At 40.7% G+C, this 6,632-nt stretch carries 6 protein-coding genes and 3 pseudogenes; 3 read left to right on the top strand and 6 right to left on the bottom strand.

The genetic code is table 11. The features are described 5' to 3' along the window. Positions 1-140 precede the first annotated feature (140 nt). Positions 141-317 (top strand): annotated as a pseudogene (locus tag IM450_RS09350) (IS630-like element ISMae25 family transposase); the annotation flags it as partial. 62 nt (positions 318-379) lie between these two features. Here IM450_RS09350 and IM450_RS09345 read toward each other — a convergent pair. Beyond that, complete coding sequence (locus tag IM450_RS09345) at positions 380-1,642, bottom strand: YcjF family protein (protein ID WP_287670430.1); 1,263 nt, start codon at positions 1,640-1,642, stop codon at positions 380-382. 58 nt (positions 1,643-1,700) lie between these two features. Between IM450_RS09345 and IM450_RS09340 the strand changes: the two genes are divergently transcribed. After that, positions 1,701-2,876 carry a DUF4336 domain-containing protein gene (locus tag IM450_RS09340; RefSeq protein WP_287670428.1) on the top strand — a complete coding sequence of 392 codons (1,176 nt, stop codon included), beginning with the start codon at positions 1,701-1,703 and terminating at the stop codon, positions 2,874-2,876. A 58-nt stretch (positions 2,877-2,934) separates the two neighbouring features. Beyond that, positions 2,935-3,180 carry a hypothetical protein gene (locus IM450_RS09335; protein WP_002800439.1) on the top strand — a complete coding sequence of 82 codons (246 nt, stop codon included), beginning with the start codon at positions 2,935-2,937 and terminating at the stop codon, positions 3,178-3,180. 57 nt (positions 3,181-3,237) lie between these two features. Here IM450_RS09335 and IM450_RS09330 read toward each other — a convergent pair whose 3' ends face one another. From IM450_RS09330 to IM450_RS09310, 5 genes and pseudogenes are all read right to left on the bottom strand, one after another. Then, complete coding sequence (locus IM450_RS09330) at positions 3,238-4,374, bottom strand: amino acid ABC transporter permease (RefSeq protein ID WP_287670426.1); 1,137 nt, start codon at positions 4,372-4,374, stop codon at positions 3,238-3,240. Positions 4,375-4,656: 282 nt separating this feature from the next. Further along, positions 4,657-4,923, bottom strand: a complete 267-nt coding sequence (gene psaK / locus IM450_RS09325; protein WP_002734065.1) for a photosystem I reaction center subunit PsaK — start codon at positions 4,921-4,923, stop codon at positions 4,657-4,659. A gap of 144 nt (positions 4,924-5,067) precedes the next feature. After that, positions 5,068-5,304: a 50S ribosomal protein L28 gene (rpmB, locus tag IM450_RS09320; RefSeq protein ID WP_002732080.1), complete on the bottom strand. Its 237-nt coding sequence runs from the start codon at positions 5,302-5,304 to the stop codon at positions 5,068-5,070. Between the two features lie 253 nt (positions 5,305-5,557). Then, a pseudogene (locus IM450_RS09315) lies at positions 5,558-5,980 on the bottom strand (hypothetical protein). Continuing rightward, positions 5,977-6,492 (bottom strand): annotated as a pseudogene (locus IM450_RS09310) (DUF433 domain-containing protein); the annotation flags it as partial. The pseudogenes IM450_RS09315 and IM450_RS09310, both read right to left, overlap by 4 nt. Positions 6,493-6,632 lie beyond the last annotated feature (140 nt).

The raw sequence follows: 6,632 nt of genomic DNA, 5'->3' as shown, positions 1-6,632 counted from the left end.
ACTCGATTGTCTATCTTTTGGTATTAACCTGTTGATGCCTTAAGTCCTTCCCTATATGGATTTCAGATACTTTTGAGCGTAGGCGCTCTCATCGAATTTTATTTTAAGTTAATTATTTGCATAACAATTCCCGAAGAGCCAGGATTTCTAGCAAGGAAGAACTAAAAAGGGAGATAGAAACCTGGCAAAAAGAACGTAATCAGACTGCATCTACAGTAATATGGACGTTTACGACCAGCGATGCTAGGGTCAAGCTGAAACATCTTTATCCAGTTTTTGAGGAGGAGGAATCGGGAGAATCTATTGCACCAAATTAGCTGAAACAATCCACTAGAGTGGATCAGATTTATGTGAAATGACTATATTCTTTGAATACCGATCAATTATCTCCTCGCGTAGCGACATTTTTAAATCTTTCTTGGGCAGCAGAAAAAGCCTCTTTCATAACCCTTTGAATCCTCTTAGGATCGGGTTTTTTACCCCCCATTAAATCGCCAAAATAGACACAAGCGCCCTCTCCTAGGGCCCAGGTATAGGCAGCGGACCAAGAAGCGGCGATGACACTGCCAAAACCGGGGATAAATTTCACCAATTCCCGACCGATGGCCTGGGCCAAAAAGCCGCCAGCGATCGCACTGACGACTCCACCGGCTTGGGATGGGGTTAAGACTTGACCGTATAATTTGCCTAAAACCCCCACCATTGACACTTGTAGGGCGGTTAACACGGGCATAGTCGCTAAGGGTAAGGGAATCGCCGCCAAGGTTGCCGCTATGACGGAAAAGGCTAACATATAGCGTCGGGCCACGTCCCGATAGAGATTGCCTAATTTATTGCTGGTTTCCCGATCTAAAAGTTGGTGGATGGTGTTAGCCTCGGCTTTTGGCAATAAATCGGCTAAATTGTCTCTAAATGCCTCTAAACCGTAAAAAACGGGGTTGTAACCGTCTTCCTCTAGGGTAAAGTCTATTAGCACAGAATTGTCGTATAAATCCTTAAAAGTTTCTTTAATTTCTTGATAGGCGCGATTGATATCCTCGCAATCGGGAGGATAAGGGGGATGATCGGCGGTATTAGGAGTATAAAGCTGATGAAGGCAGGTTACAGCCAGTAAACAGGGGATTTTAGGGTATTTTTGCCGCAGTTGTCTGGTAATTTCCAGAAGGCTATCGGTGGCAAAATCATCAATTTTTACCGTCACGATAAAAACTTGGGCGCGTCCCGTGTTTTCGGCTAAATCTGCTAATAATTCCGCGATTACCCTGTCTGTGTGTTGATAGGCATCCCCTAACCCCACCGTATCGGTAAAAATCAACAGGGGTAAGTCTTCCGCGGGGTAGGTGTAGCGCTGGGTGTTTTGGGTGTGGGGACGGAAACCTTGCCCGACGATTTCCGCCGAAACTCCCGTTATTCCCCGAATAATCGAACTTTTTCCCGTTTGCGGTTTGCCGATTAACAGCGCCTCGGTGGTGGGTAATTCTTGACGGACTTTTTCTAAAATTTCCGCCACTTGAGTGTCACTAACACTAAACCATTGCAGGACAGTATTAGTCAACTGGTCGATGGGGAGTCTTTTCATCACTTCCCCCGTGAGACTATTCCAAGTATTGACCAAAGAATCAATGGGCAGTTTATCAGTCATGGGGATTAGAAGGGTTTATGATAACTAAAATAGAGATTTTCAGCGATAGAATCAGACGATGACAAAAGCCGCAATTAGTCCGCAAGATTTATCATGGCCTTTTTGGCCAATTGTACCACTTTATCCCTACGGTCAAAGACGGACAATTCGCCAAGAAGTGGTGAAAGATACGCTCTGGACATTTGAGCAATTGCAGGGTATTTTCTATGTGGTTGTGCCGATTCGCATGACGGTAATTAAGTTAGCATCCGGGGGTTTATTTGTTTATGCACCAGTGGCCCCGACTCCTGAATGTATTCGCTTAATGCGTGAGTTGGAAAGTGAACACGGGGAAGTTAAATATATTATTTTACCGACGATTTCTGGCATTGAACATAAGGTTTTTGTCGGTCCTTTTGCCCGTTATTTTCCTAAGGCTATAGTTTATGTTGCTCCTAATCAATGGAGTTTTCCTCTTAATTTACCTTTGAGTTGGTTGGGTTTACCGGCAAAACGAACAGAAATTTTACCTGCTGACTCGGCAACCACTCCTTTAGGAAAAGATTTTAGTTATGAAATTTTACCCGCAATTGATCTGAATGTGGGATACTTCTCGGAAGTGGCTTTTTTTCATCACTACTCTCAAACTCTGCTGCTGACTGATGGCATTATTTCTATCCCAGAAAATCCCCCCGCTATTTTAGAATTAGACCCCTATCCGCTGCTGTTTCACGCTAAAAATAGTGCTAAGGATATGGTAGAGGATACCCCAGAAAATCGCCGTCGGGGTTGGCAGAGAATTTGTCTTTTTGCTCTTTATTTTCAACCTCCTGTTTTAGCTGTTCCCAATTGGATTAAGGTGTTCAGAGATGCTTTTACTGCTCAGGAAAGGAGTAAAAAAGCCTATTTTGGTTTATTCCCTTTTCAATGGGGTGATGATTGGCAAAAGACTTTTTTAAATTTGCGTCGCGAGGGGAGGTTAATAGTAGCACCAATTTTGCAAACTTTGATTCTTAATCGCAATACTGACGAGGTGAGTCAATGGGTTGATAGAATTTGCCAATGGCCGATTAAACAGGTTATTCCTTGTCATTTTGCTAGTCCGATTCAAGCTGATAGTCAAGAGTGTCACCAGGCTTTTTCTTTCTTGTCAAAAAATTCTTATTTACCTAAAGATGACTTGGAATGTTTAGAAAGTATTGATAGTTTTTTAGTGCGCTGGCGATTGACTCCTCCTCCTGATAAAAAATTGTAATTTATGGCTAAGAACTGCTATAATATAGGCGGTTGTTAGTTGATTGCTAATCAAGGTCATGCAAATTCCCGAAAATCCCAGTAATGATGACATCAGAGCGGCGTTGATTCAATTGCGAGAAGAACTTGGTCAAAAAGTTGACCGCTTAGATTATAAATTTGATGCCTATCAAAAAGGTACAGATGGTATGGTGAGAATGGCTACTACTATCATCATTGCCACCGCTTCTGTGGTGGTTTTATCTAGTCTTAGTCCTGCGGTGACAGCAATTATCACCGCTTTATATTCTGCTAATGCTCATTAGTTACTTTATCGCTAAATTCTGGTGCGATTCGGTGCGTTAGGCGCTTGCTAACACACCCTATCTTTCCTGAATTTTTACCCGTTGATTTAATTGATTCATAGCCAGAGAAATCACCAGATTAAAGAATAAATAGGTGGCCATAACTACTATTAACATCTCTACAGATTTTCCCGTCTGATTAGCGATGGTACTAGAGATAGCATAAATATCATTATAACCAATAGCGATCGCTAAACTAGAGTTTTTAACCAGGTTTAAACATTCATTAGTTAAAGGAGGAATAATCACTGGCAAAGCTTGGGGAAAAATTACTAATCTCATCACTAATAAAGGTTTTAATCCCAAGGCTTTAGCTGCTTCCCATTGTCCCCGATTAACCGATTGAATCCCCCCCCGTACCGTTTCCGCAATAAAGGCAGCTGTATAAACAGTTAAACCGATTAAGAGAGTAGCAAACTCAGAAGAAAGATGTAAACCAAAGTCAATATTTTGATTAAGAGGATTAACTTGGGGACTTTGCCATTGTAAACCCCAGATTAGAGGAATTATAACTAGGATTAGTAGGCTAGTTAGACATAAACTAAGTTTATTTTTTAGACATAAAAATACTGAGATAATTATTCCTAAAGCAATGATAGCTAAGGCTAACCATGTCCTGAAACTATTAGCGGGAAAAGGTAAATAGACTCCTGAGTTATTTAAAAATACCCTGCCAAAAAACTCTAGAGAGTCCTCAACTTTCGGCAGTTTCAGAAATACAGCAAAATACCAGAAAAATAATTGTAATAATAAAGGAGTATTGCGAATAGTTTCCACATAAATTGTTGCCAACTGACGAATTAACCAATTATCCGACAAGCGACCTAAACCGATGACTATTCCCAGACTAATCGCCAAAAATATGCCAGTAATCATAATGCGGAGGGAATTAACTAATCCCACCAAAAGAGCGCGAAAATAGGTATCGGTGGGACTGTAGGCAATAGGAGAGTCACCAATCGCAAAAGAGGCTGGTCGGTCAGGATCAAAGAGAAAGCCAAAGCCAAAACTTAAGCGTAGGCGTTGGAAATTAATCACTAAATTGCGACCAAAAAACCAGAAAATTAGGCAGACAATTAGCAGGATAATTACCTGTAGAAAAATCTTCTGAAATCGCTCATCGTACCAAAAAGAATTTTTTTGAGGTAAGGTCATATTTATTATAAGTAAGTGGTTCTAATTAAATCCCCCCTATATCCCCCCTTGATAAGGTAGGGTTGATTCATGAATCAACCCTACCCTTGATAAGGGGGGTGCCGATCCCCCCTGCCCCCCTTGATAAGGGGGGTGCCGATCCCCCCTTAGTCCCCCCTTTAATCCCCCCTTAATAAGGGGGGCATCTGATAATTTTTAACACCTACCTACTTATATAGTCCAGAATTTTTCACAAAAGAAATCGGTGACTTTTGGCCACCGATTGAGAAAATCAAAACATATTTAGATAACTCCCAGACGGGAAAGACCGAGGATGACACCGGCGCCGAGGACATGACCAAAACTGGTAGTACCCAGTAAAGCGCCTAATCCCATACCACCGAATAAAGCGGGGGAAGGTAAAGCAGGACCGACATTTTGTTGTTTAATAGTCGCTTTACCGAAAGCAATAGCGAGAATATTGCAGATAATCATGACAATCGCCACTTTGGGACTCCATTCGCTGGAACCTTGTACGGCGGTGGCGGCCATTAATAGGGTTGAGTACATTGAAATTCTCCTGAACAGGTCGTTTTAAGTTTTTAATCTTAAAGGTAGTTTTCACCCCACATCACGGCCTGTTGCAATACTTAATAATCAAAAGCAGAGGAGTCAACCATACAGCCGATTCGTCTCTACTTATGAACTACTCGCTTAGTACAAATTCAAGTTTAAGCCTACTTCTCTAGCGAAGACGGCTAATCCTTTCTTTTCAATGGTTTTGATAGCTTTGGTAGAGATGCGTAGTTTTACCCAACGGTTGCCTTCCGACCACCAAACTCTTTTCCATTGTAGGTTAGCTTCTTGTAATTTTTTGGTGCGACGGTGGGAGTGGGACACCGCATAGGCGTTATTGGCCTTTTTCCCCGTCATAGTACAGACTCTAGACATAATTTACTCCTGTGCGATCGATGTTTGTCAATAGTCAACCTTTCTAGTTTAACTCAAATCTCGCCAGAAGTCCCCCCTTCCCCTGGGTGAAGTGAACGGAGATAAATTTAACAGCAAGTGGGGGGATTAAGAAGTTGATTGAACCAGTTCACTGCTCAGACAATTTCGACAATTGCATCAGAGGTAATGGTGAGAATATTGTCAACAAATTTAGCTGTAATTTTTTACTGAATAAAAAATATTTTAATAAGTTTTACATAGTTTCTAGTATTCTGGTTAATTCATTTTTATTTTTCCACAATTTGACTTGAAAATTTTGGTATATTTTGGCGATAAAAGGAGCTTAATTATCTTGGTTTATTCTTTCGATTTTATCGATTGTTTCGACAAAAATATTAATCATAGTTTGACGAGGTAAGTTGCCAGAAACTAGAACAAATACTTGAGCCTGATAACGGGCTATCTGTTGAACTTCTAAAATATTTCTACCAATGTTTACATCTTTAGTTAATACTATCCATCCTCTTTGACTAACAATAGGTAGCCAATCTGTATCCGGTGCATCTGGGGCAAAATGGGCATGATGAAATTCAATTTTAACCCCTATTTCTTGCAAAGCTTCACCGATAGACTTTCCTAAAGCGCGGTCTATAAAATAGGTGTATTGATAGGTCATGCCGCTTGCCAATTGCACTCGAATAAAATCGCTTTTTCAATTTGCCAAGGTTGACAATTATAATCATTGGCAATATCTTCTATAGAGTCCCCCGCATCATAAAGTTCTGTGACAACTTTAGTGGGAATTCCTGTTCCTGTGATCACGGGGTTTCCGAAGGAAATATTAGGGTCTATCTTTAGGACTTTATTGCTGAAGTCTTCCCCATTTATGTCGATAGTGGGAAAAAGCCGTGTGGCGATATCTTGTTCATCCGATTCAATACGAGTTAAGAGATTATTTAAGAATTGTTTCATCGTCAATTGTCCCGAACGGGAGGCATTAATTAAATGTTCAAATTGTTCGATAAAAAGGTCAGTTCCATCGGTACTAAATTGTTTTTGAACCAGAGGATGATCGGTGTTAAATTGTTCACTAATATAGTCTAGGGCCAGTCTAACTTTATCGAGAGGGATGTTATGAACTTTGCGAATAACTCTTAAAACGTGCGCTTCCACTAAGTTAGTAAAGGAGGCTCTTCGTTACTTGGTATGGTTCGATAGGGGGGCATAAATCGACTAAATCCTTATCTGGCAAGAGATTTAATTGATTAGTTCGCTCTAGATCAAAAACAATTGACAAAAATCGCCAAATATCTTTCTCTATAAGGGTT

The organism is Microcystis sp. M083S1 (assembly GCF_020246405.1).
Taxonomy (GTDB): Bacteria; Cyanobacteriota; Cyanobacteriia; order Cyanobacteriales; family Microcystaceae; genus Microcystis; species Microcystis aeruginosa_C.
This window is presented reverse-complemented; position numbering and strand designations above follow the sequence as displayed.

Bases quoted from the DNA above. Each gene is read 5' to 3' on its own strand.
- IM450_RS09335 (WP_002800439.1), top strand. From the start codon at position 2,935: ATGCAAATTCCCGAAAATCCCAGTAATGATGACATCAGAGCGGCGTTG.
- IM450_RS09345 (WP_287670430.1), bottom strand. From the start codon at position 1,642: ATGACTGATAAACTGCCCATTGATTCTTTGGTCAATACTTGGAATAGT.
- rpmB (WP_002732080.1), bottom strand. From the start codon at position 5,304: ATGTCTAGAGTCTGTACTATGACGGGGAAAAAGGCCAATAACGCCTAT.
- IM450_RS09330 (WP_287670426.1), bottom strand. From the start codon at position 4,374: ATGACCTTACCTCAAAAAAATTCTTTTTGGTACGATGAGCGATTTCAG.
- psaK (WP_002734065.1), bottom strand. From the start codon at position 4,923: ATGTACTCAACCCTATTAATGGCCGCCACCGCCGTACAAGGTTCCAGC.
- IM450_RS09340 (WP_287670428.1), top strand. From the start codon at position 1,701: ATGACAAAAGCCGCAATTAGTCCGCAAGATTTATCATGGCCTTTTTGG.